This is a genomic window from Microcystis sp. M049S2, assembly GCF_020245625.1.
GTDB classification, from domain to species: Bacteria; Cyanobacteriota; Cyanobacteriia; order Cyanobacteriales; family Microcystaceae; genus Microcystis; species Microcystis ichthyoblabe_A.
The window spans coordinates 1-3,589 of record NZ_JADBUN010000229.1; the positions used below are offsets into that span (position 1 = coordinate 1).

A 3,589-nucleotide genomic window follows, 5' to 3' on the forward strand; every position below is an offset into this window, starting at 1 on the left:
GGTTAACAATTTGTAATATTCCTTGTTGACACCCTTACTGACAAAGAAAAAACTGAAATCAAGTCAGGATAAGGGTTGGAGTGCTTACTGCAAAAATTGTTAAGAAAGATCCCTATAAGGGATAGCTTATTAAGGGGGGCAAGGGGGGATCAAACCTTATTAAGGGGGGCAAGGGGGGATTAAACCTTATTAAGGGGGGCAAGGGGGGATTAATTAGAACCCCTTAGTCAACAAACCATAGACAATAATCAATTATCACAATCGATTCTAATCCATGCAAAAAAAACTCTATGGACAGCTTGCCGCCCAAGACTAACCAGTTTTCAGATACTCAAGAGCCAGCAGCGAGTCCAACTCCGCGCCAAGCGGTGCCGGTCAATTATCCCGAACTGCTACCAGAATTGCTGTAGGCACTCGTCTTTTGATTTTTACAAGAGGTCTTGAGAACAGAAAAATTTGCTATACTGCTGATTAGAGTATTTATCCTCTGAATTTTTGTGTCTGCAAGAGATATTTACCACGACACTGTAAAACTTGCTTTAGAGAAGGACGGGTGGGCAATCACTCACGATCCTTTTCCACTTCAAATTGGCAAGAAGCGTTTATCCGCTGATTTGGGAGCAGAACGCTTAATCAGTGCGGAGAAAGAATTGCGGAAAATTGTCGTTGAAGTGAAAAGCTTTGTAGGACAGTCTGACGTAAAGGATTTACAGCAAGCTTTGGGGCAGTACGTCTTGTATCGTCAAATCCTTAACGAGATGAAAGTTGAGCGAGTTCTTTATCTGGCCATATCTCAGCCAACTTTTAACAGTGTTTTTAGTATAGAATTAGGGCAGGTATTGCTAAAGAATCAGATTGTGAAATTAATTGTCTTTGATGATGAAAGTGAGGTAATCGTGCAATGGATACCCGATTAAAATATCAAGGTATTATTAAGACTGTTCTCCAGAATCATGCTAACTATCGTGCTACTTTACCTGATGGCTACACTTCTCAGGTTATATTTGATGATGAACGAGGACATTATCTAGTTTTAGATTTCGGTTGGAGTGGTAATAAGTATCTCCATGCAACACCAATTCACCTTAGCTTGGTTGTCGATAAAGTCTGGATTCAATGTGATGAAACGGAGGAAGGCATAGCTACTGATTTGATGGAGGCAGGTATTCCCAAAGAAGATATAGTCCTGGGTTTTCGTTATCCTAAAATACGCAAATATACGGGATTTGCTGTGGCTTAGTGACCAGAAATGTTGAATCTGTGCATAAAACTTTATACACAAGCTTAAATTGCAAAAGTGTTTTACACAAACTCAATCATAAGTATTTAATGCTCCCGCTCAGGTAAATTTGATACAAAAAAAGTTAAGAAAACTTTATAAATAATATTGATTAATTTGTCTATAATGAACCCCATTAATACCAACTGAAACCCATCACCACCCCCCTTATTAAGGGGGGCAAGGGGGGATCAAACCTTATTAAGGGGGGCAAGGGGGGATCAAACCTTATTAAGGGGGGCAAGGGGGGATCAAACCTTATTAAGGGGGGCAAGGGGGGATTAATTAGAACCCCTTAGTCAACAAACCATAAACAATAATCAATTATCACAATCGACTCTAATCTATGCCCAAAAAACTCTATGAACAGCTTGCCGCCCAAGACTAACCAGTTTTCAGATACCCAAGAGCCGGCAGCGAGTCCAACTCAGCGCCAAGCAGTGCCGGTCAATTATGAGTACAGCCTCAATCTGCCGGAATTACTCAACCAGCTTGACTTGTCGGTGTTGATTTCCACCTACCAAGCGGGACGAGTGGCCAGCATTGGCACTTATAAAGGACAAATGCGGGTGAGTTTCGCCCATTTTGACCAAGCAATGGGTTTAACCCGAACTGCTACCGGAATTGCTGTGGGCGCTCGTCAGGCAATTTGGCATTTACCCGCCAATCGAGAGATTGCCCCCCAGATTAAACCGGAAGGGGAACAGGATATCGCCTTTTTAGCTCGCTCCTCTCACCTCACCGGCCCGATTATGGGTCATGATTTGGCCTTTGGCAGTAATCGCCTTTGGGTGGTCAATACCTTATTTAACTGTCTGGCAACCATCGAAGGAAATTGGAGTTTTCTCCCCCAGTGGAAACCGCCCTTTATTACCGAGTTGGTCCCCGGAGACCGCTGCCACCTCAATGGCTTGGCTATGGCTGAAAATAGCGGCACTCCCGCCTATGTAACGGCATTGGGGGAAACCAACGAGGAAAGCCTCTGGCGAGAGAATAAAGCTCAAGGGGGATGCTTAATTGATGTGCCGAGGGGAGAGGTGATTCTGCGGGGTTTAGCGATGCCCCATTCTCCCCGCCTTTACCAGGGTAATCTCTATTTTCTCAATTCCGGTTATGGAACCTTGAACCGTTGGCATCCCCAAACTGGCAGCACGGAAATCATCGCGGAATTGCCCGGTTTTACCCGGGGTTTAGACTGTTGGGAAGGTCACGCCTTTGTCGGGTTGTCCCAAGTGCGGGAAACGGCGGTTTTTGGCGGTTTACCCCTCGATGAGCGGCGTAATCAATTGCGGTGCGGGTTGGCTATTGTCAACCTGGCCACCGGTCAACTGGTGGCAACTTTTTGGTTCAATAGCGGCGTGGAGGAGGTTTTCGCCGTCTCTGTCCTGCCGGGCTACCGCAACCCGGCGCTAATTGGACCGGATACCGACCTCGACGGCACTCAATCCGTCTGGATGGTGCCTTCTTTAATTGTTTAATTTTTACTCTTTATTCAGGAAAAAATCATGTCAACTCCTTTTTTGGTTAAAGATATCTTCCCTGGTTTATCTGGTTCCTTCCCCGGCTATCCGACGGCATTATATAGTTTTACCAATAAATGTCAGAACAAAGATGTAGATGTAGGTTGCTCTAATGGGAAGTTTTGTGACGACAAGTAGTATTGATGATATTTATGGGGAATAATAGATTTAGATGAGTGCCTAACTTTCCAATTGGTAGCGACTTGCCATGAAACAACCAACTGCCAATTATGATGAACCCTGGAAAGAAGCATTAAGCGAGTATTTTGAAGCGTTTTTATACTTCTTTTTTCCCGAAGTTCACCAATTGATTGATTGGACAAAAATTCCCGAATCCCTAGAAAAAGAACTCAAACGGATTACCGCTTCCTCTAAAACAAAAAAACGTTTTGCTGACAAACTTTATAAAGTTTGGTTACTCAGGGGTGAAGAAGTCTGGATTTTGATTCATATTGAAATTCAAAGCCAATACGAAGAAAATTTCCCTCAGAGGATGTATATTTATAACTATCGGGCCTTTGATTTGTATCAGAAACCGGTTATCAGTCTCGCTATATTAGGAGATGAACGAGTAAATTGGCGACCAGATTCCTATAATTATACTATCGCTGGTTGTGAAGTCAGCCTCAAAATCCCAACGGTTAAATTACTGGACTATGAGGAAAACTGGTCAGAACTAGAAGCAAGTAGCAATCCTTTTGCTATAATAGTGATGGCACACCTGAAAACAAAAGCGACTACTGGGAAGCTGCCAGAACGGGAACAGTGGAAGTGGAGGTTAATCAGGGGA

General features: G+C 43.6%; 4 protein-coding genes and 1 pseudogene. All 5 read left to right on the forward strand.

Features of this window, described 5'->3' with window-relative positions; all coding sequences use genetic code 11:
- Positions 1-290 precede the first annotated feature (290 nt).
- A pseudogene (locus tag IM496_RS22515) lies at positions 291-404 on the forward strand (TIGR03032 family protein); the annotation flags it as partial.
- 93 nt (positions 405-497) lie between these two features.
- Complete coding sequence (locus IM496_RS18565) at positions 498-917, forward strand: element excision factor XisH family protein (protein WP_002764234.1); 420 nt, start codon at positions 498-500, stop codon at positions 915-917.
- The gene (locus IM496_RS18570) at positions 902-1,240 is read left to right on the forward strand and encodes a XisI protein (RefSeq protein WP_002732736.1); all 339 of its coding nucleotides are present in this window, start codon (positions 902-904) and stop codon (positions 1,238-1,240) included. The genes IM496_RS18565 and IM496_RS18570 overlap by 16 nt, the downstream gene beginning before the upstream one ends.
- A 401-nt stretch (positions 1,241-1,641) precedes the next feature.
- Complete coding sequence (locus tag IM496_RS18575) at positions 1,642-2,757, forward strand: TIGR03032 family protein (protein ID WP_287662891.1); 1,116 nt, start codon at positions 1,642-1,644, stop codon at positions 2,755-2,757.
- Between the two features lie 250 nt (positions 2,758-3,007).
- Positions 3,008-3,589, forward strand: a 582-nt coding sequence (locus IM496_RS18580; RefSeq protein ID WP_287662892.1) for an RpnC/YadD family protein, incomplete at its 3' end; no start/stop codon positions are given.